Genomic DNA, 26,210 nt, shown 5'->3' with positions numbered 1-26,210 from the left:
CAATCTCGTACGTAAAGCTTTTTCGTCCCCCAATAGCGCCCCTTGATCAATAGGCTTTATCCGGCGCTCACAAATAAAAAATCTTTCGATATCTCTTCTGTTGGTATGGCATGGAACGCATCTATTGTCCTCATTCACAATATGGGCAGGCATCGTTCCGTATTTAAGTAAAAACGAAAGTATTCAAAGGCTTTAAATGATGACTCTAAAGAATGTAACGCTACTCTTAGCCCCACTTTTATTGGCAGCGTGTGGTGGTGGCAGTGAAACAACCGACTCTGATTCAGCAACGCCCGTAACACCCAATATGGCGCCTGTGATCACAACGGGAGGGGATTTCGTGACGTCAGCTTCACGCACAGTGACGCTATCGGGGAACATATCGGATTCAGACGGAAGCATTGTTTCCCACCGATGGGAGCAAGTCTCTGGCACCCCAGTCACACTCTCTACCCCAAACGCCACTGTTACCTCCTTCGTTGCGCCAACGTCTTATCAAGAGCAAACGTTGGTCTTTCGATTGGTCGCTACCGACAATGAAGGCGCAACCAGTAGCCAAACCGTCACTGTAAAAGTGACCGCTGCATCCAACCAATCACCACAAATTGCTGCCATTGCAGACCAAACCGTTAGGCCAAACACCGTGACCAGCCTCATTGCCAACGCAACCGATCCCGATGGGCAAATAGCCGAATACGTTTGGCGGCAGAAATCGGGAACACGCGTCACGTTCACAAACTCAAGTTCGCAGCAAGTGACCTTCACGGTACCAGCGATAACTGAAGATGAGCTGCTATCGTTTGAAGTGACCGTCAAGGACGATCAAGGGGCGACCGCCACCCAGCCAGCCTTTGTGCATATCAAACCCAATCGATCGCCCGCCATCCACCCTATTAGCGATGTCACGGTAGACATCAATCAACTCGTGTCCATTGCAGCCTCAGCGTATGATCGCGACGGAACCATCACCGCCTACCAATGGGAACAAACGGCTGGCACAAACGTCACGATTGCCGATCCAAACTCACAAGCGTTAAGCTTTACTTCTCCCTCCCTAAATCGAGAAGAGATCCTGACATTCAAAGTCACAGCGACAGACAATGAAGGGGCGACGGGATCGAGAACGGTCGATGTAACGGTTCAAAATACCAGTAATTTGATCGACAACCTGACGTTTGAAACTAACTCGATCAAACTTTGTTTCGATAGGTTAAAAGAAAGAAACCATTGGAAGTTTGTGGATGAAGTGACTCATTTCACCTGTCAGTACGGTTATCACAGAGAGATTGAGCAGCTGACCTCTTTGACCAAGCTGGACATTCGCAATACAACGTCTTTGCCCCCTGTCGATATCAATTTTTCTGCCTTCCCAAACTTAACCGAATTAACGCTTCTTCAATCCAGTGGCATCAGCAATATCGACGTATCTCAAAACACCTCATTAGAGAAACTGACGGTATCAGATGCAACCTTTTCATCCGTTAACTTAGCCAATAACACCAACATAACGGACGTGTTTCTACATAGAGTACCTGATCTAACGAATCTCGATTTGGTTCATAACACCAAGCTAACGTCACTGACGGTATTTGGCTCTCAAATTCAAGATCTGAACCTTAGCCATAACGTGTTACTTCAGACCGTACGTGTATTTGGGGTAGATGGGCATCCAAGTCTCGATGGAAAGTTACAGTCCATTTCACTCCCATCAACGGATAAGCTCACGCAATTAAAGCTCTCAGCAAACAAACTGCGGGAGGTCAATACGGCAAACTTGCCCTCCTTAAAAGACCTAGATTTGTCTCAAAATGAACTCCATTTGATCTCTTTGGCAAACAACGTAAAGCTCACCCATTTACGTATTAAAGATAACGCCTTGGCTTCTCTCGATTTGGCAAACAATACCGCCCTAACCGTTCTAGACATTAGTGGTACGGGTGCTTTCGAAATAGAGACAAATCATCTAACGGAATTGAATGCATTGTATGCAGCTAACAAGAGCCTGAGTTCATTTTCATCAAGCCACCATTCCAAACTCACTGCATTGAACCTTTCAGAGAACCCCATTAACGCCATTAATTTAACCAACATGCCATTACTGAGAACCGTCATCTTGAATAGAACCCAGATACACTCTCTTGATGCATCAAACGCCTCTAATTTGGTTAACTTAGAAATAAAAACAAGCGCACTCAGTTCGCTAACCCTACCAACCGAAAGCAACACTTTGACTAGGTTAAGCGTCAGTTTTAATTCATTAAGCCAGCTTCCTGTCGAACAATACACGAACCTTGTGAATCTAGAAGCGGCTGGCAATAACTTCATCGATATCAATATCGGCTCACTGACAAAACTTCAGACACTTCACCTTGGCGAGAACGCGTTAACGACTCTCGATATTAGCAACAACAATCTCTTGAGGTGTGTTTCAGTCTACGATGCTCCGCTCACAGACAGAGCGAAAGATACACTGAATCAATACGCCTTAGCATTTCCTTGGCTAGACGAAATCACCTACACCAAAGCCACCACTGAAAGGCAATGCGGTTACGACCCTTATACGCCGACCCCTTAAAACAATGGCCACATCCTTCCTATGCAGGAGGTGGCATTATCAAAACCTGCGCCACCTCAAGCTTTTCACGCTATTCCATGAACTTTTGATGAAATCCCTATCTAGACAACTCCCCGCACTTGTCTAGACATCTCTGATTAAGTCTTTTAACAACAGACTTTTAAGCGAATTACCAATATTTCGCTGCATTTTTCTGACATTTCGCTGCAATAAAACCGTCACTTCCCCAAAGCAGGATAGAGCCGAACAAAACAGAAGGTTCACTCTATGGACAGCATCGTTACCGTCACGGATTTACATAAAACCTTTGGAAAAAACCGTGCACTGAACAATATCAATCTGGATCTTACGCACCGCGGTATGACAGCGCTACTGGGTCCATCGGGGTCGGGAAAATCGACCCTATTGCGTCACCTCAATGGGTTAATCGCCGGAAACAAAAGCAACGATCCATCCGGCGAGATCCGTATTATGGGTCAGCGGGTTCAACAGTCGGGTAAAGTAGATAAGCGGATCCGCACCACTCGCTCGCAAGCTGGTTTCATTTTTCAGCAATTTAACCTAGTGAATCGCCTATCTGTCATCACCAACGTTCTGATTGGTGCGCTCAGCGAAACACCTTGGTGGCGCTCCCTTAGCGGACAATTTACTCAAGCACAACAAACAAAAGCTCTGGAAGCTCTCGATAGAGTGGGAATGGCAGCCTTTGCCCACCAGCGCGTTTCAACACTGTCTGGTGGTCAGCAACAGCGTGTCGCCATCGCCAGAGCGCTGATGCAAGACGCCAAAATCATCTTTGCCGATGAACCCATTGCGTCACTCGACCCTGAATCCTCACGCGTGGTGATGGAACTGCTGCAACAAATCAACCAACAAGAAAACATCCCCGTCATCGTAACCCTTCACCAAGTCGAGCATGCCTTAAATTACTGTGAGCATGTCATCGCACTTCGTGATGGACACATTTTTTATCAGGGCAGCAGCCATGGGCTCACCCCCACACAACTTGAAGCTCTGTATCGCGGAAAAACAGAAGAAGCAGGCGTGATTGTGAAAGGACACTTTCCTAGCACGCCACTCTCAGCACCGTCGATAAAGACCAATCCAGCTACAGTCAACATTCAGTCAAAAGGAATCTGAACAATGTTACGTGCAATCCGTAAGATCTCAGCTGCCATTGCGATGGCGGCAACAACGCTTGCCCCAGCCTGGGCAGACGAAGCACCACTAAAAACCCTGAACTTTGGTATCATTTCAACCGAATCTCAACAAAACTTGAGAGCCTCATGGACACCATTTTTGGATGACATGAGCGAAAAGCTGGGCGTAGAAGTGAAAGCGTACTTTGCGCCCGATTACGCAGGCATCATTCAAGGTATGCGCTTCAACAAAGTCGACATCGCATGGTATGGCAATAAATCCGCGATGGAAGCGGTGGATCGCGCAGGCGGTGAGATTTTTGCTCAGACGGTCGATGTCGAAGGCAATCCGGGGTATTGGAGTCTGCTGATCACACACAAAGACAGCCCAATTAATTCGGTTGAAGACATGCTGAAAGATCGCTCTAACCTTGCATTTGGTAACGGCGATCCAAATTCCACATCGGGCTTCTTGGTTCCGTCTTACTATGTGTTTGCGAAAAACAACGTACAACCGAACGAATTCAAACGCACATTGAATTCGAGCCACGAAGTGAACTTGTTTGCGGTAGCCAATAAGCAAGTGGATATCGCCACCAACAACACCGAAAGCCTTCGTCGTTTCGCCAATAACAACCCCGACAAATTCAAAAACATCAAAATCATTTGGAAATCCCCTCTGATACCAGCGGATCCCATTGTCTGGCGTAAAAACCTACCAGAAGAGACGAAAACAGCGGTCTACGACTTTTTCATGACGTATGGAAAAACGGGCAACGCAAAAGAAGTCGCCATTTTAAAAGAGCTCGATTGGGCTCCCTTTAAAGCTTCTTCCGATTTGCAACTGCTTCCTATCCGTCAATTAGCACTGTTCAAGCAGCTCAACAAGCTCTCCACCGACAAAAAGCTTGATCAGTCTGAACTCACCAAAGTCAACAACGTTCAATCTGAGTTGGCGGCATTAAACCGCCAAATGGCAGCCCTTGAAGCCATGGAGTAACGCGCTCGAACCGACTTAGGGTGGGCATTCCCCACCCTATTTAAGCCATTAAATGAGAACCAATATGGACATCAATACGTCAATGGACGCCCTTCAACACCATCAGCGCTGGAGCCAAAAACTGACCCAGCTTGCGATACTGATTTTGTTTGCCGCACTGCTTGCTTGGGCATGGCAAGGGGCGGAAATGAACCCCGTTCAACTGGTGGCGGATTCCGACAACATGGTGGAGTTAGCCCGCGATTTCTTTCCACCCGACTTCACCTATTGGGATCTTTACGTAGAAGAAACCTTAATCACGATTCAAATCGCCATTTGGGGCACGGTGCTTTCGGTCCTTTTCTCCGTACCGCTGGGGTTAATGTGTGCCGACAACATCGTCCCCATGTGGGTTTATCAACCGACTCGTCGCCTCATGGATGCGGCGCGAGCCATTAATGAAATAGTGTTTGCCATGCTGTTTGTGGTAGCGGTGGGTTTAGGCCCATTTGCAGGCGTATTGGCACTGTTTATCCACACGACTGGGGTATTGGCGAAACTGTTTTCAGAAGCCGTCGAAGCGATAGACCTAGGCCCCGTAGAAGGCGTCCGAGCCACCGGAGCCAACAAATTGGAAGAAGTGATGTACGGCGTCATCCCCCAAGTGTTGCCACTTTGGATTTCCTTCACACTGTATCGCTTTGAATCCAATGTTCGTTCCGCCACCGTAGTGGGTATGGTCGGGGCGGGTGGCATTGGGGTGTTGCTGTGGGAAGCGATTCGGGGTTTTCAGTTCCAACAAACCGCCGCCATCATGCTGGTCATCATTGTGACCGTCAGCTTGATTGACTTTGCCTCGCAACATATTCGCAAAGCGTACATTTAAAAAATTTGCCAGAACTTGTCTAGACAACTGAAGGGAAGACTGGGATGCAACGGTACATGGACATCGCCAAACAATTGGAACAGGAAGTACAAAGCCAGTTCAAAGTGGGGGAATTCTTGCCCTCAGAATCTCGCTTAGCAGACCGGTTTCACGTGAATCGCCACACCGTCAGACGTGCCATTGATGAGCTGGTGTTTTGTGGATTAATTGAAAGGCAACAAGGCAGAGGCAATCAGGTCATCCGTCAGCCATACGCGTACCCGCTCGATCAAGGTGCGTATTTTACGCACAACCTCACCAAACAAGGCTACATGCCAAGGTGTGAGGTGTTAAACCGCCAACTGATCGCCGCCAGTGCACATCTAGCCAAGGTTCTGAACATCGAGCTGAACGCACAAATCATCAAGCTCACCACACTCAGAGTGATTGATGGTCTGCCATGCAGTTTGATTGAGCATTTTTTGCCAAACACAGAGTGGTGGAAACCGTTGCAGCACTTCAAAAGCGGCTCTCTTCATCAATACCTTCAGCAACAACTCGATATGGAGCTGACTCGACAATCCACCAAACTGCGCTCGCGAATGCCCAACCAGCAAGAACGCAAACAACTCAAATTATCGGAGAACATTCCGCTCATTATTTTCCGAACGGTCAACGTGGCAAGCCAGACCAAACAGGTCCTGGAATACTCTTGCTCCTACACCCGTTCGGACATGATTGAAATCGTATTGGAGCATTAACCATGACCACGACAACTCAGTCGGAGCGACAAGGCTGGATGTCAGCCCTCGCTCGGACCCACTTCTTACACCTAAAAAACCTGTGGGAGCCGTTAAATTTGTCTCCGCATTATCAGGTAATACGCCAAGCCGAAACGGGGCTGATTCAGGTTCAGTCGCGCATGGGCAGCACAGGTAACCCATTCAACATTGGGGACATGACCGTCACGCGCAGTGTCATTAAATTACCGGGAGGAGAAATGGGTTACAGCTACATAAAAGGGCGCAATAAAGAACACGCCCATCTCGCCGCACTGATCGATGCCCTTATGCAGACCGAAACCCATTGCGCATCGCTCAAGCAACAAGTGATAGAGCCTCTGATGGCGTTCATGGAAGAACAGACCAAAGTAAGGCGACAGCACATCGCCACCAGCAAAGTCGAGTTCTTCACGATGGTGAGAGGAGAAGACGAATGAAATTCGTAAAACCCGGTTTTAACGATCCAATTCACGACGCTCAGAATGTCTTTCGCTTCATTTTGAACGCCATGTCGATGCCGAGCTCCCTACAGTCGATGCCATCGGAGTTATCGTTTGGTCAAGCCAATGCGGCCACCTCTCAAATATTACTGACGCTGACCGACAGCACGACGCCGCTTTGGTTAAGTGACTCATTTCAAGCGGATTCGGAGCTCACGCAAAACTTACGGTTTCATGCCAATACCCCACTCACCACGCATCCTGATAACGCGAGCTTTGCGCTTATAAATAGCGAACAAGATACCGATGTGAGCCAATTCTGCTGGGGGAGCGAAGAGTACCCCGACACCAGCACCACGGTAATTGTACAAGTGAGCAGCCTATCGAGTGGGGTCGGATTGGAACTCAGCGGCCCAGGCATTGATGGTCGAGCATCCATCAAGGTGGAAGGCATTCATCAATCGCTGCTCAACCAGATCATGGCGATCAGCGAATCCCAACCTTTGGGAGTGGATGTCTTGCTCACGTGCAAAAACCAATTCATGGCACTGCCGCGTACCACTCGCATCACGCTGGCCAATAGGGAGGATTCATCATGTACGTTGCGGTAAAAGGCGGTGAAAAAGCCATTCAAGCAGCCCACAAACTTCAAGACCAAAAGCGCCGAGGAACAGGGGCGGAGCTGAACGTCAGCCAAATCGAAAAACAATTGAGCGGCGCGGTTGATAGGGTGATGACGGAAGGCGGAATTTATGACACAGAACTCGCCGCATTGGCCATTAAGCAAGCCAGTGGTGACATGATAGAAGCCATTTTTCTGCTGCGCGCCTATCGCACCACATTGTCTCGCTTTGCCACCAGCCAACCATTAGACACTAGCGCCATGGAAATAGAGCGCCGCATATCCGCGACCTTTAAAGACTTGCCCGGCGGTCAGGTACTCGGTCCCACATTGGATTACACCCATCGCCTACTGGATTTTTCCTTGTTAGCGGAAGAGGTAGATTCGAAGGAAGCTGACATACTGACCGATACAACGAAACTGGAAGCGTGTCCGCAAGTGATGACCATATTGGAACATCAAGGGTTAGCGACAAAAGAAGTGGACGAAGGCGAAGCCGCAGAAGACATTACGTTGCATCCGCCCACGTACCCTGCAACGCGCAGCGCTCGGCTGCAACAGCTTATGCGCAGCGATGAAGGTTTCCTTTTGTCGATGGGGTATTCCACGCAGCGAGGTTACGGTCGCAATCACCCATTTGCGGCGGAAATCCGCACAGGAAACGTCACGGTCTCTCTTTGTCCCGAGGAACTGGGATTCGAAATAGACATAGGGGATATCGAGCTCACGGAATGCCAGATGATCAACGGCTTCTCTGGTTCAAAATCCATCAAACCCCAATTTACCCGAGGTTATGGTGTCGCCTTTGGTGCGGCTGAGCGCAAAGCCATGTCCATGGCACTGGTCGACAGAGCGCTCCAAGCCGAAGAATTGGACGAACCCGTCCAAGGTCCTGCACAAGATCAGGAGTTTGTGTTGTCCCACGGCGATAACGTCGAAGCGGCGGGGTTTGTGTCCCACCTAAAACTCCCCCACTACGTCGATTTTCAGTCGGAACTGGAGCTGATTCGCAAGCTTCAAAAGGAGCACGAACAACGCAATGTACATCAAGAGGAGCCAGACCATGACCAGCTTAAGTAAGCCCATCAACACCCCAGAAAACCAAGCGGTTCAGGGATACAACTACGGCTTCTTAGATGAACAAACCAAACGCATGATCCGCCGCGCCATTCTCAAAGCGGTGGCGATTCCCGGCTACCAAGTGCCTTTTGGCGGAAGGGAAATGCCCATGCCATACGGTTGGGGAACCGGTGGCATTCAAATCACGGCCTCCATCATTGGGCAACAAGACACACTTAAGGTCATTGACCAAGGGGCAGACGACACCACCAACGCGGTCTCCATTCGTCAGTTTTTCGAAAAAGTGGCCGACGCCGACACCACGGAAACCACCGAACACGCCAGCATTATCCAAACTCGTCATCGTATTCCGGAAACGCCACTGACCGACGGGCAAATTTTGGTGTACCAAGTGCCAATTCCAGAACCCTTGCGTTTTCTAGAACCAAGAGAAACGGAAACTCGGAAAATGCACGCCTTGAGCGAATACGGGATCATGCACGTGAAGCTGTATGAAGACATCGCCCGATACGGGCACATCTCAACCTCTTATGCTTACCCTGTGATGGTGAACCAGCGCTATATCATGGATCCCTCTCCGATTCCAAAATTCGACAACCCGAAAATGGATCGCATGCCTGCCTTACAACTGTTTGGTGCGGGTCGAGAAAAGCGCATTTATGCCATTCCTCCGTTTACCGATGTGAAAAGCCTCGATTTTGACGATCACCCCTTTGAGGTTCAACGCTGGGAAGAGCCCTGCGCCATTTGCGGCGCAACGCACACCTTCCTAGATGAAGTGGTCACCGACGATAAAGGCAGCCGAATGTATGTCTGCTCCGATACAGATTACTGCGCCAAACAGCAGGAGAAATTGTCATGTTAAGCCTTGTAGAAAATGGGAGTCCGACCCCCGTGCGCAACGCCTCACAAAATGAGTCGCCCCTGCTGACGGTATCGGATGTGTCCAAACTGTATTCGCCGGGTAAAGGCTGCCAGAATATCAACCTAGAACTGTATCCGGGTGAAGTCTTGGGCATTGTTGGGGAATCCGGCTCAGGAAAAAGCACGTTATTGCGCGTGCTGTCCGGTCGAGAGCGCCCCAACAGCGGCACCGTGGATTACAACAATGGACATCGCACCATTGAGCTGTACGAGCAACCGGATAGAGAGCGCCGCCGCTTGCTTCGCACCGAATGGGGTGTGGTGCATCAACACCCCATGGATGGGTTAAGACCTCGCGTGTCTGCTGGGGGCAACATCGGGGAGCGATTGATGGCCATTGGCGACAGACATTATGGTCACATTCGCTCACAAGCCGAAAAATGGCTACACGATGTCGAAATTCCACTCGATCGCATGGATGACACCCCCATGACCTTTTCCGGTGGAATGCAGCAACGCCTTCAAATCGCCCGCAATTTGGTGACCCACCCCAAATTGGTGTTCATGGACGAACCGACTGGTGGGCTAGACGTGTCGGTTCAGGCTCGATTACTCGATTTGATTCGCCACCTCGTCACCAACCTAGGGTTGTCGGTCATCATCGTCACTCACGATTTGGCCGTTGCTCGACTGTTATCGGATCGCCTCATTGTGATGAAAGAAAGCCGCATCGTTGAAACCGGGATTACCGATCAGGTGCTCGACGATCCTCAGCACCCTTACACCCAGTTGTTGGTGTCTTCTGTATTGCAAGGATGATCCCATGTTAAGAATTGAAAACATCAGTAAGAACTTTGTTCTTCATAATCAGCAAGGCATTACGCTGCCTGTCATGAATGCTGTTAGCTTCGAGGTGAACCAAGGCGAGTGCCTCGTCCTCCACGGTGAATCTGGCTCGGGTAAATCGACACTGCTGCGCACCTTGTACGCCAATTATAGGGTCAACAGTGGCTCAATCATGGTCTACAGCAACAATCAGTGGGTTGATATTGCCTCGGCTTCCCCACGAAAAATTTTGCAGGTTCGCCAACACACATTGGGTTGGGTCAGCCAGTTTTTACGCGTGATACCGCGCATTTCCGCCCTCGAAGTCGTCATGCAGCCTTTGCTTGAGCGAAATGTGGCCAAAGCCGTGGCTGAGAAAAAAGCCGCCGCCATGCTGACTCGCTTGAATGTCCCCGAAACACTCTGGCACCTCGCACCCGCCACGTTTTCAGGTGGCGAGCAACAACGTGTGAATATTGCACGTGGCTTTATTGTGGACGCCCCCATTTTGCTGCTCGACGAGCCCACCGCATCGTTGGACGAAAAAAACCGCGATGTGGTCATCAACCTGATCCTCGAAGCCAAATCACGAGGTGCCACCATCGTCGGGATATTCCACGACGACTATGTTCGTCAGAAAGTGGCGGACAAGTACTTTGATGTGAAGACGGCAACCACTCGCACCGTACCCATTCCAAACTCGACATGGCAATAGAAGGACGACGGCAATGAAAATCACCAACATTCACCTAGTTCTGCCTGATTCCATTTTGTATGGCACCATTGAGATCGACAATCACACCATTGTGTCGATTTCTGAAGGCAAAGACAGCGACCCACATTGCATTGATGGCCAAGGAGACTGGCTTCTTCCTGGTTTGATTGAGCTGCATACCGACAATCTTGAAAAATACTTTACGCCTCGACCCAAAGTGAGTTGGCCACCATTTTCTGCCATGGCCGCGCACGATGCTCAATTAATCGCCTCAGGCATCACCACGGTATTGGATGCCGTGGCGGTGGGCGATGTGCGCGATGGGGGCACACGCCAAGATTATCTAGACAAGATGATCGAGACGCTGATTGAATCGGAGCGACGAAGAGTGAATCGCGCTCAACATTTCCTGCATATTCGCTGCGAATTACCCCACTCTTCCACGTACGGTCTGGCAGAGCGGTATTTGGGGTTACCCCAAGTGAAAATGGTCTCTTTGATGGATCACTCGCCGGGTCAGCGTCAATTCGTCAATCTTCAAAAATACTATGAGTATTACCAAGGCAAATACGGATTGAATGATGCGGAAATGCAAGCCTACGAAACCGAACAACGTTGCCTGTCGGGGGTATGGTCTGATCGCAATCGCAAAGCCATTGCTCAACTTTGCCGAGAGCGCGGTATTCCAATGGCAAGCCACGACGATGCCACTCACGCACACGTGGAGGAGTCGCACGATCTCGGCTTGGTACTGGCGGAATTCCCCACCACGGTTGAAGCCGCAAAACGCTCACACGAGCTGGGTTTACACGTATTAATGGGGGCTCCCAACGTCGTGAGAGGCGGCTCACATTCCGGCAATGTCGCGGCGCATGAGCTAGCCAGTATGGGCGTGTTGGATGTGCTCTCTTCGGATTATTTCCCACTAAGCTTATTGGATGCCGTGTTCAAGTTGGCAGCAGATGAAAGCAACACATTGGATTTACCCAGCGCCGTCAAACTGGCCACGTCCAACCCAGCGAAAGCGCTTGGGCTTCATGACCGTGGGCAAATCAAAGAAGGCTTACTTGCTGATTTGATCTTGGTTCAACACGTTGAAGGGCAAACCTACGTGAAACGAGCGTGGCGACTCGGGCAGTGCGTGTATTAAATGATAAATACTGTTGGGGCACAGAAGGAAGATAGCATGGCGACACTCTTTTATGTAATGGGCGCATCCGGCAGCGGAAAAGACAGCGTGATGCAGGCGATCCGTCAAGACAGCCGCGTATCCGTTCAAATCGCACATCGATACATTACAAGACCCGCTGACAGTGGCGGTGAGAATCACATCGCGCTCAACCATGAAGAGTTTCACCAGCGTATCCTCTCTGGGTTGTTTTCCATGCACTGGGAAGCCAACGGACTGCATTATGGCATTGGTAAAGAAGTCGAACTTTGGCTCAATCAAGGGCAACATGTGCTATTGAATGGGTCGCGCGCTTACTTTCCTCAGGCACACGCACGGTTCAAAGAAAAACTCGTCCCCGTTTGGATTCAAGTGGATGTGGAATGTTTACAATCACGCTTAATCGCGAGAGGACGGGAAACACATGAACAGATAAGTGCTCGCATTGAGCGAGCCAAGCAATACCAAAGAAACAAACCCTCCGATGCTCTGGTGATCGACAACAGTGGTCAACTTGAATCGAGTGTGGATCAATTTATTCGGCAATTAAATCCGGAGGTACAAACGTGCAACTGACGTTATTAGGGACAGGAAACGCAGGGCATGTGCCAGCCTATGGTTGTGACTGCGCAGCGTGTGAAAGAGCCACCGATAACCCGATATTCCGACGCGGTAAAACCTCTGCCTTCATTGAGCATAATGGGAAAAATCTGCTGTTGGATGCCAACCACCCCCAACTTCTGGAGCGATTTCCTTCTGGCACGATTGACACCCTATTGCTGACGCATTTTCATATGGATCATGTTCACTCCCTGTTTGACCTGCGTTGGGGAGAAGGCAACTCGATACCCGTTTTCACTCCACCCGACAAAGCTGGCTGCGACGATCTTTATAAGCACCCTGGTATATTGAATTTCCAGCCACTGAACGCGTTTACCCCTTTTCTCTGGGAAGGCATCGCTATTACGCCCGTCCCTCTTACGCATTCCAAACCTTGCTTTGGCTATCTTTTTGAATGGGAAAACAAACGCTTGGCGTATTTAACGGATACGGTTGGGCTTCCTAAAAGCACACGAGAATTCCTTGAAAGCAAACCCATCGATCTCATGCTAATCGATTGCAACCACCCCCCCATGCCAGGCTCCCCGCCCCGCAATCACAACGACATCTTGCTGGCTCAATCCATCCAGCAACAACTCTCCATTACGGAGATGGGGCTGATTCACATCAGCCATGAGTTAGACGGCTGGGCAATGCAAAACCCCGATGCGTTCTCGCCTTCTTTTTTTCTCGCCAAAGACCATCAAACATTCAAACTGTGAGCTATGCAATATATGCATACCTATAATGCTAAAGTGTCATTTTTTTCATACGTCATATCGTTCTACACTAGTGTCGTTGACAAAGCACACGAGTGATGTGCTTGCAGCCCTCATATTGTGGAGAAGACTATGTTCCAAGCTCTCGTTCTAAATCAAGAAGATAAAAAAACCATTGCATCCATTGAATCACTAGACGATTCACATTTGCCTGAAGGGGATGTGGTGATCGATGTGGATTACACTTCTCTTAATTACAAAGACGGACTCGCCATTACGGGCAAAGGGAAAATCATCCGTCAGTTTCCAATGGTGCCAGGGATCGATTTAGCGGGAACCGTGGTGACGTCTTCCGACGAGCGCTACCAAGCTGGCGACAAAGTGGTGCTAACGGGTTGGGGCGTAGGGGAAAACCACTGGGGTGGTATGGCTCAACGCGCTCGCCTTAAAGCCGATTGGTTAGTTCCACTGCCTTCTGGGCTTAGCAGCAAGCAAGCGATGATGGCCGGTACCGCAGGCTTAACCGCCATGCTGTGTGTACAAGCTATTATAGACGGCGATGTCAAACCAGAAGATGGCGAAATCCTCGTCACAGGGGCGAGTGGCGGCGTGGGTTCTGTTGCTGTAACGCTATTAAGAACTCTTGGCTATAACGTAGTAGCAGTAAGCGGCCGAGTAGAAAAGAACGGCCCTTTACTTGAACAATTAGGGGCAAGCCGAGTCATTGATCGCAGCGAGTTTGAAGAACCCGCACGCGCACTTGAAAAACAAATCTGGGCAGGTGCCATTGACACTGTTGGTAGCAAAGTCTTGGCTAAAGTGCTGGCGCAAATGGATTACAACAGCACCGTAGCGGCATGTGGTTTGGCGGGTGGATTCGATTTACCGACGACGGTTATGCCATTTATTCTGCGAAACGTCCGCTTGCAAGGGGTCGATTCCGTTTACTGCCCCTACGAGAAGCGCTCAGCGGCATGGGAAAAGCTCACTGAACTGCTTCCTGACAGTTACTTTGAGCAAGCCTGCACAGAGATCCCTTTAAGTGATGCGCCGAAATACGCAGAAGACATAACGAATGGTCAAATTACGGGTCGCGTGGTCATTAAGCCTTAACACTGTGTCCCGTTAGCAAACAACGCCAAAACTCATTGGAAAAAATAAATCATGGGTCAGACATTGTCTGACCCAAAAATCACGGAATCCTCTACCCTTTTTAATCCGTCAATCCCTACTTTTTAGCTTCTTATTCAAAGCCGAGGTTTCTTAATCATCGAGCCCTAGGTCTTCCACTCGCTTTGCAATTAACCGACTGCATTCCTCTTTTACCATCGTTCTCAACCATTCCTGAGCTGGCGAGTGATCGCTTCTAGAATGCCAAATCATCGAGTACTCAAACGGTGTAAATTCAAAAGGAAGCGGTTTAACCAATAGGTCGTAACGATCTGCGACCAAATAGGCTAAGTCGGCAGGAACGGTAATGATCAGCGGCAAGGTGTCCACAATCGCTAAAGCCGCTTCTAAATGGTAGGCACGAAGCACCATATTTCGAGCAGGCTGGCTACTTAGCGCCTGATCAAGTAACGCTTTGACGCCATCGCTTATCGCTATCATCGCATGTGGGTATTCAAGGTAATCGTGCAGTCGCATGTCGCTATGGGCAATCGGGTGTTGCTTCGAAATCAGGCAAGATACGCCAACACGTCCTAGCCGATCACTGTTCAATGGCTCTACCGAGCCAGTAGGGCGACAAATCGCCAAATCGGCACCTTGATGTGTCAACTGCTGTGGAAGCTGATCGTCAATCAATGGAATGAATTCAAATTTTACTTGAGGGGCTTCTTGGTATATCCGAGGCAATGCAAACGGAAAAATGGTCTGCATGGCGTAATCTGTCGTCGCTATCGTGAATGTCTGATCGCAAGTCGTTGGGTCAAATCGTTCTGGCGTTAATAACGAACGTAACGATTCAAGTGGTTCGCCAAGGGCTTGATTCAGTTCAATCGCTTTTTCCGTTGGTATTAAGTGCTGACCTTGTCGAACGAATAGTGGATCGCCAACCAATTGGCGTAATCGTCCAAGCACACGGCTCATGGCTGATTGACTCAGGTTCAACCGAGTCGCAGCTCGGCTCACACTGCCTTCTTCTATAATGATTCGCAACGCCACCAGCAAATTTAAATCACGGCGGTAGATCTCTTCTAATTCCAAAGCACAGACTCGTTTGTGGAAAACGTCATAATAGCAAAATTAAGGCGAGAGACATTCGGTAAAGATCTAAGTAGATGTGACGTAAAAATCGATAGAGTTGTAAATAAAAAGTAAAAAAAATCCCGCCTTTCAGCGGGGAAGCCCAAGAAAAATGGGATAGTGTCGGAATGTATAGTAGTGTCGTGTTAATTCTGTTTTTCGCTGTGTTTCTGCCAGCGATGCATTTCTACCCAAATACCAAAAATGGTTGAAAACAAGCCAATTAGTGGTAAAAGAGAGACTTCAGATGAGCTTCTAAGTATCAGCGCGCAAAATGTAATAAAGCACAATACGCTGTAAATCGTAAGTCGGTCTAACTGCGTTAGCATCAACACCCCTAGCTCAAATGTTATTTAATTGTTAAAAAATAAATTACATGGATTTTTTGTGTTTGCCAAGACTTTATTGAATATTTTTTCGACATCAGTATGATTTGCCCTCCAAAACCAAATTGAACGCACAACTATGACTTTTGATCCAACTCTTGCGACCAAAATTCTGGAGGCGGAAGGTCTTCGCTGCCCAGAACCGGTCATGATGGTAAGAAAAACCATTCGAAACATGGAAAATGGGGATGTCTTGCTCGTGAAGGCCGATGACCCTTCAACAACGCGCGATATTCCGAGCTTTTGTCGTTTTATGGATCACCAGTTAATAGGAAGCCAGATTGATTCCTTGCCTTACCAATATCTGATCAAAAAAGGGATGGATTAGGTTGCCTTGCTGTCTCTGCTCTCGCCGCCGATACAACAAAAAAAGAGGGCAAGCCTAGACTTACCCTCTTTTTGAATTTTCATTCTCCGTTTTTGGATCGAAGCTGGTGCTGGACATGTTCTATCTGATGATGCAGCTCTCTCAGATCTTTTCTCATTGGAATCAAATGTTGCACCCGAATCCAAGACTCAACAGCTAACCCCGTCATGATGATGGCACCGACCACCATTGGCAGCCACATCTCGGTTAACACCATTCCCAGTAGCGTCAGCCCCAATCCACACGTAAACAGATAACTTTGACTTTGCGGTGTCATGCCCATATAGCGCGTTAACATGGTTTTACCCTCTTGTTTCACACTCTTCATTGGCAACATACCATTTCGTAAAAACGAAATATGTGTCTGTTTTCACAAATACAATGGATTACTCCGTACCAAAAACAAGCGCACCGATAGCCAGTAAAATAAAGAGCACACAAGTGGCTTTCCTAATCAGGGTCAGTGGCAGTTTGTCTCCACTGAATTTACCGATCATCACAACAGGCACATTGGCCAGCATCATACCGATAGTCGTACCGATAATCACCATCAGGAGATGTTCAGAGAACTGCGCCCCAAGAATAGACGTCGCAACCTGCGTTTTGTCGCCAATCTCTGCAATAAAAAACGCAATAAAGCTAGCCACAAAAGGACCACGAAACGAAACGTCCCCTTCTTCTTCATCCATTTTGTCTGGAATCAATACCCATAGCGCCATCGCGAAAAAACTGAGTACGACAACCCAGCGTAACACCTCTTGAGACAAGTGATCCGCCACCACCACACCAAGCCACGCAGCAAGGGAGTGATTCAATAACGTCGCCAAAAAGATAGCAAGCACAATAGGTACTGGTTTTCGATACCGGCTGGCAAGTATAAGAGAGAGTAATTGGGTTTTGTCCCCAATCTCTGCCAGAGTAACACTGGCAATGGATATAGCTAGAACGCTCACGACATGCTCAATGGGGTAGGGAATTTGAATACAACCAAAGACAAGTTTCACACCCCACCCCTGGTTTGTGAACCTTGTCTATGGTCTCGCTAAACTCAACCTAATGCGATAATTTTTTAGGTGGTTGAGTCTCGTACGCCATGATGTTTTCATCAAATATGTTGACGTACAAACCTATCCTGCTTCCAAGAAGGACGGGTAAGCTACTCCCCAAAGACAGCCTGATTGTAGAATTTGCGTCTTATAATGGCAAGTTACACATGTCATCAAACGCCTCTATTTGCGCATAAAATGTCAATTTTGCGAGAGTTCCGACGGGTTTGGTGTGAAATGTCTGTTTTGAGCAAGGTTTAAGCGATATTTCCTCTACTCGGCAAGCAAAGAACTGGGTATACTCAATGGTTATTTTCAATAAATCATACATAAGAATCGCGCGAACCTGACTATGCAAAATTACGATATCAAAACCTTCCAGGGAATGATCCTCGCGCTGCAGGATTATTGGGCTCAAAACGGCTGTACGATTGTACAACCTTTGGATATGGAAGTCGGTGCTGGCACCTCTCACCCAATGACATGTCTGCGTGCACTTGGTCCAGAACCAATGTCTACGGCCTACGTTCAACCTTCACGCCGTCCTACCGATGGTCGCTATGGTGAAAACCCAAACCGTCTGCAGCACTACTATCAATTCCAAGTAGCGCTAAAACCCTCTCCAGATAATATTCAGGAGTTGTACTTAGGCTCACTTGAAGTACTTGGTATCGACCCACTGGTTCACGATATTCGTTTCGTAGAAGACAATTGGGAAAACCCAACTTTAGGTGCATGGGGCTTAGGCTGGGAAGTGTGGCTAAACGGCATGGAAGTGACTCAGTTTACCTACTTCCAACAGGTGGGCGGTCTTGAGTGTAAGCCCGTGACCGGTGAGATCACTTACGGTATCGAACGTCTTGCCATGTACATTCAGGAAGTCGATTCCGTTTACGACCTTGTGTGGAACGTTGCGCCAGACGGCTCAAACGTCACTTATGGTGACATTTTCCACCAAAACGAAGTGGAACAATCAACGTACAACTTCGAACACGCCGATGTAGATTTCCTATTCACTTTCTTCGAACAGTGTGAAAAAGAGTGTAAAGAGCTACTTGAACTGGAAAAACCACTGCCGCTTCCCGCCTACGAGCGTATTCTTAAAGCTGGTCACGCCTTCAACCTACTTGACGCTCGTAAAGCGATTTCAGTCACCGAGCGTCAACGTTACATCCTTCGTATTCGTAACCTAACGAAATCCGTTGCAGAAGCGTACTACGCGTCACGTGAAGCACTTGGCTTCCCTATGTGTAAGAAGGAAGGTAAATAATCATGGCGAAGAATTTTCTAATTGAACTGGGCACGGAAGAACTTCCACCAACGGCACTTCGTTCACTAGCAGAAGCCTTTGCTGCTAACTTTGAAGCGGGTCTAAAATCGGCAGAGCTTTCTCATGAAGGCGTTAAATGGTTTGCTGCGCCTCGCCGCCTCGCGCTGAAAGTGGCGAACCTCGCGGAAAGGCAAGCAGACAAAGTGGTTGAAAAACGCGGTCCTGCTCTCTCTGTGGCATTCGATGCCGAAGGCAACGCAACCAAAGCAGCACAAGGTTGGGCGCGCGGTAACGGTATTACGGTTGAGCAAGCCGACCGCCTGAAAACCGACAAAGGCGAGTGGTTACTCTTCAAACAAGAAGTGGCTGGCAAATCCGTTCAAGAATTGGTAATAGACATCGCGGCGAAAGCACTGGCGGACCTGCCCATTCCTAAAGCCATGCGCTGGGGCAGCTCAGACATTCAATTTATCCGTCCCGTGAAAACGCTGACTGTGCTGCTCGGTGATGAACTAATCGAAGGCGAGATCCTAGGAGTCGCATCGGCTCGTACTATCCGTGGCCACCGTTTCATGGGCAAGCAAGCGTTCACTATCGACTCTGCCGACCAATACCCTGCAATTCTAGAAGAACGCGGTAAAGTGATGGCCGATTACGAAACACGTAAAGCCATCATTCTTGCGGACGCTCAACAAGCCGCGGCGGCCGTTGGCGGTATAGCTGACCTAGAAGATGATCTGGTTGAAGAAGTCACCTCTCTGGTTGAATGGCCCGTCGTATTAACGGCGAAGTTCGAAGAAGAGTTCTTAAAGGTGCCTTCTGAAGCGTTGGTTTACACCATGAAAGGCGACCAAAAGTACTTCCCTGTTTATGATGCCGATAAGAATCTTTTGCCAAACTTTATCTTCGTGTCGAACATCGAGTCGAAAGAGCCTCGCCACGTAATCGAAGGTAACGAGAAGGTTGTACGTCCACGTCTTGCGGATGCGGAATTCTTCTTCAACACCGACCGTAAGCGCCCACTTATCGACCGTCTTCCTGAGCTAGACCAAGCCATCTTCCAGAAGCAATTGGGGACGATCAAAGACAAAACAGACCGTATCACAGAGCTTGCAGGCTATATCGCTGAGCAAATTGATGCGGACGTTGAAAAGTCGAAGCGTGCTGGTCTTCTAGCGAAATGTGACCTTATGACCTCTATGGTATTCGAATTCACGGATACGCAAGGTGTGATGGGCATGCACTACGCAAAACACGATGGCGAAGACGAGCAAGTCGCACTCGCGCTTTACGAACAATACATGCCTCGTTTTGCGGGTGACGACCTCCCAAGCACGGGGATTTCATCGGCAGTAGCCATGGCAGACAAGCTAGACACCATCGTTGGTATCTTCGGGATTGGTCAAGCACCAAAAGGCTCTGATCCATTCGCGTTACGTCGCGCATCATTAGGTGTGCTGCGCATCATCGTTGAAAATGGCTATAACCTCGACCTGACTGATTTGATCAGTAAAGCGAAAGCATTACTAGGCGATAAGCTAACCAACGACAACGTTGAAGCGGACGTCATCGACTTTATGCTGGGTCGTTTCCGTGCATGGTACCAAGACGCAGGATTCAGCATTGATATCATTCAGGCTGTACTGGCTCGTCGCCCAACCAAACCCGCAGACTTTGACCAACGAGTTAAAGCGGTGTCTCACTTCCGTGAGTTGGAAGCCGCAGAAGCTCTAGCCGCCGCAAACAAGCGTGTAGGTAACATTCTGGCGAAATTTGATGGTGAGTTGACAGCAGATATCGATTTAGCACTTCTTCAAGAAGACGCCGAAAAAGCACTGGCTGAAAACGTGGAAGTCATGACAGAAGCATTAGAGCCCGCATTCGCGACAGGCAACTACCAAGAAGCCCTCAGCAAGCTTGCTGATCTGCGTGATCCTGTGGATGCGTTTTTCGACAACGTCATGGTCATGACCGATGACGAAGCGCTGAAGAAGAACCGTCTAACGCTACTCAACAACCTACGCAACCTATTCCTACAGATTGCGGATATTTCGCTTCTGCAGAAGTAATTTAGGTATAAACGTCAAAAAGGAAGCCATCAGGCTTCCTTTTTAATGAATTCACAGGTAAAAATCAGTTCGCTTCTTCCGCGTCACAACGTGCTTTGTCGAAGTACTCTTCACGACCACCCTGACCTTTGAAAAACATACGCGTTACAAACCCTTTCTCCAAAAAATTGTAAGCTTGCTTGCAAGACCACTCTTTGCTGATTTTATTAATGGTGGTTGTATTCCATTTATAGCCACTACTAGGAAGGCTTTGAACGTATTCAATATAACCGTCTTCAGTCACCTTCATGTTAGGTATGTGCGCTAATGCTTCTTTCGCCATCTCAATGTCTTTTTCAGAGGCAGTAGGTGCAGCGGCTTGGTAGTTGTTAATATTACACGCAGACAGCAGCAGTGCTGTGGACAGAATAGTTAATGTTCTTAGTTTCATATTCGCACTTATACATCATGATTTAAAAATTGGATTATATTTATAAACATGAGAAATTTAATTGTTACATCTCCCAATAATCAATTTGACTCTTCCTCCAAAGTCACAATTCTAAGTGCTGAATAGAGTTTCATCGCTTTAGTTGATCTCCTTATCATTGCAATGAGCTACGTAAAAATGAGCTTCTCGTCCCCTCCCTCCTTGCTTTTACACCATGAAAAACAAAGCTTCTTACCCTCTTTACTTCCTGTTTCGATAATGTATGTTGGGCAGTCTTGCACAATAAATTATCAACATAAGTATCAGCGCTGAATCACAAACCACCTTGATTCAGTCGCTACACAACAGATGGCAAAAAATATTTAGGAAAAGAAGTAATGCAGTTCTCTACATTTGGTGACAAATTTAATCGATATTCAGGTATTACCCAGCTAATGGACGACTTAAACGATGGCCTTCGTACGCCAGGTGCCATCATGCTCGGAGGCGGTAACCCTGCCGCTATTCCTGCAATGCTCGACTATTTTCATCAAGCCAGTACCGAAATGCTGGAAAGTGGAGAGCTGGTAGCCTCCATGGCGAACTATGATGGTCCTCAAGGTAAAAATGCGTTTATATCCGCTTTAGCTTCTCTATTGAAAGAAACTTATGGGTGGGACGTTTCAGAAAAAAACATCAGCCTAACCAATGGCAGTCAAAGTGGCTTTTTCTACCTTTTTAACCTGTTTGCTGGTCAGCAATCTGATGGCTCGCACAAAAAAATATTACTTCCTCTTGCCCCCGAATACATAGGCTATGGTGATACAGGCATTGACGATGACATTTTCGTGTCTTACCACCCTGAGATCGAAATGCTGGATAATCGCATGTTCAAATACCATGTGGATTTTGAGCAGCTAAAAGTGGATAAATCTGTTGCGGCAATTTGTGCATCAAGGCCAACCAACCCAACTGGCAACGTGTTAACGGACGAAGAAATTCGTAAGTTGGATAAACTGGCACGTGAAAACGATATTCCGTTGATCATTGATAATGCCTATGGAACACCTTTCCCAAACATCATCTTTGAAGATGTGACGCCATTTTGGAACGACAACACCATTCTGTGCATGAGCATGTCTAAGCTCGGTTTACCGGGGCTTCGATGTGGCATTGTGATCGCCAACGAGGAAGTCACTCAAGCCCTCGCTAATATGAATGGTATCATTAGCTTAGCGCCAGGAAGTTTAGGTCCAGCCCTAGGTAAGCACATGATTGAATCTGGTGATTTACTCAGCCTGAGCCAACATACCATCAAACCGTTCTATCAACAGAAATCTCAACGCGCCGTTCAGCTTCTACAAGAGGCCATCGATGACCCACGTTTTCGCATTCATAAACCGGAAGGGGCTATCTTCTTATGGTTGTGGTTTGATGAGTTACCTATTACCACAGTGGAATTGTACCAACGACTGAAAGACCGAGGCGTTCTGATTGTTCCGGGTGAGTATTTCTTTATTGGACAGGAAGACGAATGGGATCACGCACACCAATGTTTACGCATGAACTACGTGCAAGACGATGAGGCGATGCAAAAAGGCATTGCGGTGATTGCGGAAGAAATAAAAAAAGCCTACGACAGCAAATAGCACAAGTTTGCAATACAAAACGAAAAACGCCCGCAGATGCGGGCGTTTTGCGACTAGAAGGCTAACGTCTTAATTCTCAATGAGGTTCTTGCCATTAATGGCAATCTTACGTGGTTTCATTGCTTCCGGAATTTCGCGTTCTAAGTCGACATGCAACAAGCCATTTTCCATGGTGGCACCAACCACTTTCACGTAATCGGCTAACTGGAATTTACGTTCAAAGTTGCGCTCAGCAATACCTTGATACACATAATTTTTCCCGTCTTCGGCTTGACGCTCACCACTCACAATCAGCATGTTCTCTTTCTGAGTAATCTCTAAGTGATCATCCGAAAAACCTGCCACCGCCATCGTAATGCGGTAGTTGTTTTCGTCTTTTTGCTCGATGTTGTACGGAGGGTAGCCACCAGAAGAGTTCTTGGCATTATTGGCTTCCATCAGGTTTAACAGGCGGTCAAAACCAATGGCGTTACGGTATAGGGGAGTGAAATCTACATTACGCATAATACTATCCTTATGATAAGCAATAGCCTTGGCAATTTTAGGATACCAAGGAGTCAGTCTTACCATTCCACTGGCAATGGTTGCGCTGGGACATGGTCGCTAACAAAAGTTAAATGGTGTGCTTTCCGTATTTGTTTGTTCTTTTTTTAGCCCTATTGGCGAGACACAAACGGGACAAGCGCTTTAAGAGACCCTTACGGCGTTCTCTCAAAACTAGATATGTGGATAGTCGCCTAATCTTTCAAGAGAAAAAACAAAAATAATTTCAAATCCATTATTTTTCATGGTGTTAAAAAAGAAAAAAGACCGCCGAATAAGGCGATCTTTTATCTAATAATTTAGATTTCATGGGGCAACGCAATTTCGCTTCAGTTCAAGGAAGAGGCGCGGAGCATACACATACAAGCGTATGTGAGCACCTCTGACGAAGAAATGAAGCGAAAGGGCTAAACACCAAGTAATCTAGACATCTAGGTTGGCGACTTTGAGCGCATTCTCTTCAATGAAGTTACGACGCGGCTCCACTTGATCCCCCATCAGCGTAGTAAACAGTTGATCTGCTCCTACCGCATCTTCAATGGTCACTTGCATCATGCGACGTGTTTCAGGATCCATGGTGGTTTCCCAAAGCTGATCGGGGTTCATCTCACCTAGACCTTTGTATCGCTGTAGACTCAAACCACGACGAGATTCTTTGATTAACCAATTCAGAGCATCAACGAAGTTCACAACGGGCTGAGTACGCTCGCCACGTTTAATGTAAGCTCCGTCTTCAATAAGACCCTCTAGCGCTTCTGAAAGCTCAGCAAGTTTTCCGTATTCTTTCGAATTAAATAAGTCAACACTGAGAACATACTCATGGGTGACACCGTGCGTACGAACCACAATTTTTGGTAGGCTCACACCTAACTCTTCGTGCTTTTCGATTTCTAGGTTGTATTGGCTTGCACCGACTTCTTTCTCATTGAGCTGATCGACAAGGCGTTTACCCCAAGCTTCAACGGCTGCTGTGTCCTGGCAATGTTCAGTACTTAAACGAGGCACATAAATAAATTCATGCACCAATGCATGTGGGTAGCGGCGGCTCATGCGATCCACTAGTTTGATGCCTGCATTGTACTGTTGAACCAGTTTCTCTAACGCTTCACCTGCGAGTGCTGGTGCTTCTGCATTCACGTGCAGTGCTGCGTTATCGAGAGCCAAGGCAACTTGATACTGACTCATCGCATCTTCATCTTTGATGTACTGCTCTTGCTTGCCTTTCTTCACTTTGTAAAGTGGTGGCTGAGCAATGTACACGTAGCCACGCTCAATCAGCTCTGGCATTTGACGGTAGAAGAACGTGAGCAAAAGTGTACGGATGTGAGAACCATCGACATCGGCATCGGTCATGATGATGATGTTGTGGTAGCGGAGCTTATCTGGGTTGTATTCGTCACGACCAATCCCACATCCAAGAGCGGTAATCAGCGTTGCCACTTCTTGGGAAGACAGCATTTTGTCGAAACGTGCTTTTTCAACGTTAAGGATTTTACCTTTCAGAGGCAAAATCGCTTGGTTTTTACGGTTACGACCCTGCTTGGCACTCCCGCCCGCAGAATCACCCTCCACAATATAAAGTTCAGAAAGTGCTGGGTCTTTTTCCTGACAATCCGCTAACTTGCCTGGCAGACCCGCCAAATCTAAGGCACCTTTACGACGAGTCATTTCTCGCGCTTTGCGTGCCGCATCACGAGCTCGGGCAGCATCGATAATCTTGGTACAGACAATCTTCGCTTCACCTGGGTTCTCAACAAGGAACTCAGACAATTTCTCACCCATGGCAGATTCAACCGCAGACTTCACCTCAGAAGAAACCAGTTTATCTTTGGTTTGACTTGAGAACTTCGGATCCGGCACTTTCACTGAGACGATAGCCGTTAGACCTTCACGAGCATCGTCACCGGAGGTCGCGGTTTTCGCTTTTTTCGAAAAGCCTTCTTTGTCCATGAAGCTATTGAGTGTGCGCGTTAGTGCAGCACGGAAGCCGGCTAAGTGAGTACCACCATCACGCTGAGGGATGTTATTAGTGAAACAGTAAATGTTTTCTTGGTAACCATCATTCCACTGCATGGCGACTTCGACCGTAATGCCATCTTCACGTTCAAAATCAAAGTGGAATATTTTTTGAATAATCGGTGTTTTATTTGTGTTCAAGTGTTCAACAAACGCTTGGATTCCGCCTTCAAACATGAAGTGATCCATTTTGTCGTCTTCGCGCTCATCAACCAGTTTGATGGAGACACCTGAGTTTAGGAATGAAAGCTCACGTAGGCGTTTTGCCAAAATATCGTAATGGAATTCAATATTCGTGAAGGTTTCTTCACTCGGCCAAAAACGGATTTCAGTCCCCGTCTTATCTGTCTTACCAACCACAGCCAGTGGCGCTTGAGGCTCACCATGATGGTATGTTTGGGTGTGAATTTCACCACTACGATGAATGGTTAGCATTACCTGCTTAGACAGCGCATTTACTACCGAAACACCTACTCCGTGTAGACCGCCCGATACCTTGTATGAGTTGTCATCGAACTTACCACCAGCGTGAAGTACCGTCATGATCACTTCGGCTGCCGATACGTTCTCTTCCGGGTGCATTTCCGTTGGGATACCACGGCCGTCATCACGTACCGATACTGAGTTATCCTCATGAATAGTCACAATGATGTCACTACAGTGACCTGCTAACGCTTCATCAATAGAGTTATCCACCACCTCAAAGACCATGTGGTGTAAACCGGTGCCATCGTCAGTGTCGCCGATGTACATACCCGGACGCTTACGAACCGCATCCAGCCCCTTCAGTACTTTAATACTCGATGAATCGTAATTTTCTGACATGAGTTACTCT

General features: G+C 47.9%; 25 protein-coding genes, 1 pseudogene and 1 riboswitch. Of the genes and pseudogenes, 19 read left to right on the top strand and 7 right to left on the bottom strand.

Annotated elements, in window-relative coordinates; all coding sequences use genetic code 11:
* Window positions 1–196 precede the first annotated feature (196 nt).
* The 15 genes and pseudogenes from HC752_RS20060 to acuI all read left to right on the top strand — a co-directional run bounded on the left by HC752_RS20060 (window position 197) and on the right by acuI (window position 14,486).
* Window positions 197–2,575, top strand: a complete 2,379-nt coding sequence (locus HC752_RS20060; RefSeq protein ID WP_190336978.1) for a leucine-rich repeat domain-containing protein — start codon at window positions 197–199, stop codon at window positions 2,573–2,575.
* Between the two features lie 267 nt (window positions 2,576–2,842).
* The gene (gene phnC / locus HC752_RS20055; protein WP_190336977.1) at window positions 2,843–3,715 is read left to right on the top strand and encodes a phosphonate ABC transporter ATP-binding protein; all 873 of its coding nucleotides are present in this window, start codon (window positions 2,843–2,845) and stop codon (window positions 3,713–3,715) included.
* 3 nt (window positions 3,716–3,718) lie between these two features.
* Window positions 3,719–4,714, top strand: coding sequence for a phosphonate ABC transporter substrate-binding protein (phnD, locus tag HC752_RS20050; protein WP_190336976.1), 996 nt, complete (start codon window positions 3,719–3,721; stop codon window positions 4,712–4,714).
* 64 nt (window positions 4,715–4,778) lie between these two features.
* Window positions 4,779–5,579, top strand: a complete 801-nt coding sequence (phnE, locus tag HC752_RS20045) for a phosphonate ABC transporter, permease protein PhnE (RefSeq protein ID WP_190336975.1) — start codon at window positions 4,779–4,781, stop codon at window positions 5,577–5,579.
* A 41-nt stretch (window positions 5,580–5,620) separates the two neighbouring features.
* Window positions 5,621–6,319, top strand: a pseudogene (gene phnF / locus HC752_RS20040) (phosphonate metabolism transcriptional regulator PhnF); the annotation flags it as partial.
* A 2-nt stretch (window positions 6,320–6,321) separates the two neighbouring features.
* The gene (gene phnG, locus HC752_RS20035) at window positions 6,322–6,777 is read left to right on the top strand and encodes a phosphonate C-P lyase system protein PhnG (protein ID WP_190336973.1); all 456 of its coding nucleotides are present in this window, start codon (window positions 6,322–6,324) and stop codon (window positions 6,775–6,777) included.
* On the top strand, window positions 6,774–7,391 hold the full coding sequence (gene phnH / locus HC752_RS20030) for a phosphonate C-P lyase system protein PhnH (protein WP_190336972.1): 618 nt from the start codon (window positions 6,774–6,776) through the stop codon (window positions 7,389–7,391). Before phnG ends, phnH begins: the two co-directional genes overlap by 4 nt.
* Window positions 7,376–8,482 carry a carbon-phosphorus lyase complex subunit PhnI gene (locus HC752_RS20025; RefSeq protein ID WP_190336971.1) on the top strand — a complete coding sequence of 369 codons (1,107 nt, stop codon included), beginning with the start codon at window positions 7,376–7,378 and terminating at the stop codon, window positions 8,480–8,482. The genes phnH and HC752_RS20025 overlap by 16 nt, the downstream gene beginning before the upstream one ends.
* Window positions 8,466–9,347 (top strand): alpha-D-ribose 1-methylphosphonate 5-phosphate C-P-lyase PhnJ, encoded by an 882-nt coding sequence (locus tag HC752_RS20020; protein ID WP_190336970.1) that lies wholly within the window; start codon window positions 8,466–8,468, stop codon window positions 9,345–9,347. The genes HC752_RS20025 and HC752_RS20020 overlap by 17 nt, the downstream gene beginning before the upstream one ends.
* Window positions 9,341–10,165 carry a phosphonate C-P lyase system protein PhnK gene (phnK, locus tag HC752_RS20015; protein WP_190336969.1) on the top strand — a complete coding sequence of 275 codons (825 nt, stop codon included), beginning with the start codon at window positions 9,341–9,343 and terminating at the stop codon, window positions 10,163–10,165. Before HC752_RS20020 ends, phnK begins: the two co-directional genes overlap by 7 nt.
* 4 nt (window positions 10,166–10,169) lie before the next feature.
* Complete coding sequence (gene phnL / locus HC752_RS20010) at window positions 10,170–10,886, top strand: phosphonate C-P lyase system protein PhnL (RefSeq protein ID WP_190336968.1); 717 nt, start codon at window positions 10,170–10,172, stop codon at window positions 10,884–10,886.
* Between the two features lie 13 nt (window positions 10,887–10,899).
* The gene (gene phnM, locus HC752_RS20005) at window positions 10,900–12,036 is read left to right on the top strand and encodes an alpha-D-ribose 1-methylphosphonate 5-triphosphate diphosphatase (protein WP_190336967.1); all 1,137 of its coding nucleotides are present in this window, start codon (window positions 10,900–10,902) and stop codon (window positions 12,034–12,036) included.
* A gap of 36 nt (window positions 12,037–12,072) precedes the next feature.
* Window positions 12,073–12,630 carry a ribose 1,5-bisphosphokinase gene (gene phnN, locus HC752_RS20000; RefSeq protein WP_190336966.1) on the top strand — a complete coding sequence of 186 codons (558 nt, stop codon included), beginning with the start codon at window positions 12,073–12,075 and terminating at the stop codon, window positions 12,628–12,630.
* Window positions 12,621–13,376 (top strand): phosphonate metabolism protein PhnP, encoded by a 756-nt coding sequence (phnP, locus tag HC752_RS19995; RefSeq protein ID WP_190336965.1) that lies wholly within the window; start codon window positions 12,621–12,623, stop codon window positions 13,374–13,376. Before phnN ends, phnP begins: the two co-directional genes overlap by 10 nt.
* A 129-nt stretch (window positions 13,377–13,505) precedes the next feature.
* Entirely contained in the window at window positions 13,506–14,486 is a 981-nt protein-coding gene (gene acuI, locus HC752_RS19990) for an acrylyl-CoA reductase (NADPH) (RefSeq protein WP_190336964.1), read from the top strand.
* A 150-nt stretch (window positions 14,487–14,636) separates the two neighbouring features.
* On the opposite strand, the gene HC752_RS19985 is transcribed toward acuI, so the two are convergent.
* Complete coding sequence (locus HC752_RS19985) at window positions 14,637–15,581, bottom strand: LysR family transcriptional regulator (protein ID WP_190336963.1); 945 nt, start codon at window positions 15,579–15,581, stop codon at window positions 14,637–14,639.
* Window positions 15,582–15,766: 185 nt separating this feature from the next.
* A complete protein-coding gene (locus HC752_RS19980) occupies window positions 15,767–15,949 on the bottom strand; it encodes a hypothetical protein (protein WP_101115429.1) in 183 nt (60 codons plus the stop codon).
* A gap of 136 nt (window positions 15,950–16,085) precedes the next feature.
* On the opposite strand from HC752_RS19980, the gene tusA reads away from it, so the two are divergent.
* The gene (tusA, locus tag HC752_RS19975) at window positions 16,086–16,334 is read left to right on the top strand and encodes a sulfurtransferase TusA (protein WP_101115430.1); all 249 of its coding nucleotides are present in this window, start codon (window positions 16,086–16,088) and stop codon (window positions 16,332–16,334) included.
* Window positions 16,335–16,413: 79 nt separating this feature from the next.
* On the opposite strand, the gene HC752_RS19970 is transcribed toward tusA, so the two are convergent.
* Both HC752_RS19970 and HC752_RS19965 read right to left on the bottom strand, forming a co-directional pair.
* Complete coding sequence (locus HC752_RS19970) at window positions 16,414–16,671, bottom strand: hypothetical protein (RefSeq protein WP_190336985.1); 258 nt, start codon at window positions 16,669–16,671, stop codon at window positions 16,414–16,416.
* Window positions 16,672–16,759: 88 nt separating this feature from the next.
* Complete coding sequence (locus HC752_RS19965) at window positions 16,760–17,326, bottom strand: TMEM165/GDT1 family protein (RefSeq protein WP_190336984.1); 567 nt, start codon at window positions 17,324–17,326, stop codon at window positions 16,760–16,762.
* A 91-nt stretch (window positions 17,327–17,417) separates the two neighbouring features.
* A riboswitch (yybP-ykoY riboswitch) is annotated at window positions 17,418–17,550 on the bottom strand.
* Between the two features lie 221 nt (window positions 17,551–17,771).
* On the opposite strand from HC752_RS19965, the gene glyQ reads away from it, so the two are divergent.
* Window positions 17,772–18,689 carry a glycine--tRNA ligase subunit alpha gene (glyQ, locus tag HC752_RS19960; protein ID WP_190336962.1) on the top strand — a complete coding sequence of 306 codons (918 nt, stop codon included), beginning with the start codon at window positions 17,772–17,774 and terminating at the stop codon, window positions 18,687–18,689.
* A gap of 2 nt (window positions 18,690–18,691) precedes the next feature.
* A complete protein-coding gene (glyS, locus tag HC752_RS19955; protein WP_190336961.1) occupies window positions 18,692–20,758 on the top strand; it encodes a glycine--tRNA ligase subunit beta in 2,067 nt (688 codons plus the stop codon).
* 64 nt (window positions 20,759–20,822) lie between these two features.
* Here the strand turns inward: glyS and HC752_RS19950 are convergent, their stop codons facing one another.
* The gene (locus tag HC752_RS19950; protein ID WP_190336960.1) at window positions 20,823–21,188 is read right to left on the bottom strand and encodes a hypothetical protein; all 366 of its coding nucleotides are present in this window, start codon (window positions 21,186–21,188) and stop codon (window positions 20,823–20,825) included.
* Window positions 21,189–21,565: 377 nt separating this feature from the next.
* Here HC752_RS19950 and HC752_RS19945 point away from each other — a divergent pair, with 377 nt between their 5' ends.
* Window positions 21,566–22,816 carry a valine--pyruvate transaminase gene (locus tag HC752_RS19945; RefSeq protein WP_190336959.1) on the top strand — a complete coding sequence of 417 codons (1,251 nt, stop codon included), beginning with the start codon at window positions 21,566–21,568 and terminating at the stop codon, window positions 22,814–22,816.
* 69 nt (window positions 22,817–22,885) lie between these two features.
* On the opposite strand, the gene HC752_RS19940 is transcribed toward HC752_RS19945, so the two are convergent.
* Together HC752_RS19940 and gyrB are read right to left on the bottom strand one after the other, a co-directional pair.
* Window positions 22,886–23,320 (bottom strand): Hsp20 family protein, encoded by a 435-nt coding sequence (locus HC752_RS19940; RefSeq protein ID WP_190336958.1) that lies wholly within the window; start codon window positions 23,318–23,320, stop codon window positions 22,886–22,888.
* Between the two features lie 462 nt (window positions 23,321–23,782).
* The gene (gene gyrB, locus HC752_RS19935) at window positions 23,783–26,200 is read right to left on the bottom strand and encodes a DNA topoisomerase (ATP-hydrolyzing) subunit B (RefSeq protein WP_190336957.1); all 2,418 of its coding nucleotides are present in this window, start codon (window positions 26,198–26,200) and stop codon (window positions 23,783–23,785) included.
* Window positions 26,201–26,210: the final 10 nt, after the last annotated feature.

It is taken from the genome of Vibrio sp. S9_S30 (assembly GCF_014694455.1).
Taxonomy (GTDB): domain Bacteria; phylum Pseudomonadota; class Gammaproteobacteria; order Enterobacterales; family Vibrionaceae; genus Vibrio.
The sequence above is the reverse complement of the archived record's forward strand: the minus strand, read 5'-3'. Positions and strand labels throughout refer to the sequence as shown.

What these genes read in the sequence shown, in the direction of transcription:
- phnM (WP_190336967.1), top strand. Translation starts at nt 10,900, where the DNA reads ATGAAAATCACCAACATTCACCTAGTTCTGCCTGATTCCATTTTGTAT.
- HC752_RS19970 (WP_190336985.1), bottom strand. Translation starts at nt 16,671, where the DNA reads ATGTTAACGCGCTATATGGGCATGACACCGCAAAGTCAAAGTTATCTG.
- HC752_RS20020 (WP_190336970.1), top strand. Translation starts at nt 8,466, where the DNA reads ATGACCAGCTTAAGTAAGCCCATCAACACCCCAGAAAACCAAGCGGTT.
- glyS (WP_190336961.1), top strand. Translation starts at nt 18,692, where the DNA reads ATGGCGAAGAATTTTCTAATTGAACTGGGCACGGAAGAACTTCCACCA.
- HC752_RS19940 (WP_190336958.1), bottom strand. Translation starts at nt 23,320, where the DNA reads ATGCGTAATGTAGATTTCACTCCCCTATACCGTAACGCCATTGGTTTT.
- phnD (WP_190336976.1), top strand. Translation starts at nt 3,719, where the DNA reads ATGTTACGTGCAATCCGTAAGATCTCAGCTGCCATTGCGATGGCGGCA.
- tusA (WP_101115430.1), top strand. Translation starts at nt 16,086, where the DNA reads ATGACTTTTGATCCAACTCTTGCGACCAAAATTCTGGAGGCGGAAGGT.
- phnK (WP_190336969.1), top strand. Translation starts at nt 9,341, where the DNA reads ATGTTAAGCCTTGTAGAAAATGGGAGTCCGACCCCCGTGCGCAACGCC.
- HC752_RS20060 (WP_190336978.1), top strand. Translation starts at nt 197, where the DNA reads ATGATGACTCTAAAGAATGTAACGCTACTCTTAGCCCCACTTTTATTG.
- HC752_RS20025 (WP_190336971.1), top strand. Translation starts at nt 7,376, where the DNA reads ATGTACGTTGCGGTAAAAGGCGGTGAAAAAGCCATTCAAGCAGCCCAC.
- phnN (WP_190336966.1), top strand. Translation starts at nt 12,073, where the DNA reads ATGGCGACACTCTTTTATGTAATGGGCGCATCCGGCAGCGGAAAAGAC.
- HC752_RS19950 (WP_190336960.1), bottom strand. Translation starts at nt 21,188, where the DNA reads ATGAAACTAAGAACATTAACTATTCTGTCCACAGCACTGCTGCTGTCT.
- phnE (WP_190336975.1), top strand. Translation starts at nt 4,779, where the DNA reads ATGGACATCAATACGTCAATGGACGCCCTTCAACACCATCAGCGCTGG.
- phnC (WP_190336977.1), top strand. Translation starts at nt 2,843, where the DNA reads ATGGACAGCATCGTTACCGTCACGGATTTACATAAAACCTTTGGAAAA.
- HC752_RS19945 (WP_190336959.1), top strand. Translation starts at nt 21,566, where the DNA reads ATGCAGTTCTCTACATTTGGTGACAAATTTAATCGATATTCAGGTATT.
- HC752_RS19980 (WP_101115429.1), bottom strand. Translation starts at nt 15,949, where the DNA reads ATGCTAACGCAGTTAGACCGACTTACGATTTACAGCGTATTGTGCTTT.
- phnL (WP_190336968.1), top strand. Translation starts at nt 10,170, where the DNA reads ATGTTAAGAATTGAAAACATCAGTAAGAACTTTGTTCTTCATAATCAG.
- glyQ (WP_190336962.1), top strand. Translation starts at nt 17,772, where the DNA reads ATGCAAAATTACGATATCAAAACCTTCCAGGGAATGATCCTCGCGCTG.
- acuI (WP_190336964.1), top strand. Translation starts at nt 13,506, where the DNA reads ATGTTCCAAGCTCTCGTTCTAAATCAAGAAGATAAAAAAACCATTGCA.
- phnG (WP_190336973.1), top strand. Translation starts at nt 6,322, where the DNA reads ATGACCACGACAACTCAGTCGGAGCGACAAGGCTGGATGTCAGCCCTC.
- phnH (WP_190336972.1), top strand. Translation starts at nt 6,774, where the DNA reads ATGAAATTCGTAAAACCCGGTTTTAACGATCCAATTCACGACGCTCAG.
- gyrB (WP_190336957.1), bottom strand. Translation starts at nt 26,200, where the DNA reads ATGTCAGAAAATTACGATTCATCGAGTATTAAAGTACTGAAGGGGCTG.